The organism is Legionella sp. ST3F1 (assembly GCF_048553315.1).
GTDB classification, from domain to species: Bacteria; Pseudomonadota; Gammaproteobacteria; order Legionellales; family Legionellaceae; genus Tatlockia; species Tatlockia donaldsonii.
On sequence record NZ_JBLZIO010000071.1, the window covers coordinates 1 to 314 of the forward strand.

The following is a 314-nucleotide window of genomic DNA, read 5'->3' on the forward strand; positions in this document are numbered from 1 at the left end:
TGACTGGCACTGCCATCGGCTGAAGTCGCAGTAAAGCTATCCGTTAATGTTTGGCCAGCCCCTAATTGCTGGATGGCCGTTTGTCCATTGTTCGCCGTGTACGTCCACACCCCATCGGCAGCCAGGGTAAAGGTTCCGTAGGTGCCTGCCACAGAGGGCTGGGCGATAAAACTGGATTGGCCGGCATCAACATCAGCAATGGTCAAGGTACCGCCGCTGGCCAGATTGGCATTTATTACATTCACATCTTCGGTGACCACAGCAGTCGCAACACCGCCGATCTCTGGTATATCATTCGTCCCGGTAATCGTCAC

1 protein-coding gene is annotated in these 314 nt (G+C 54.5%); it reads right to left on the minus strand.

Going from position 1 to position 314, the window contains the following annotated elements; translation table 11 throughout:
- Nucleotides 1-314, minus strand: a 314-nt coding sequence (locus ACN4Z1_RS15995; RefSeq protein WP_419413487.1) for a VCBS domain-containing protein, incomplete at both ends; no start/stop codon positions are given.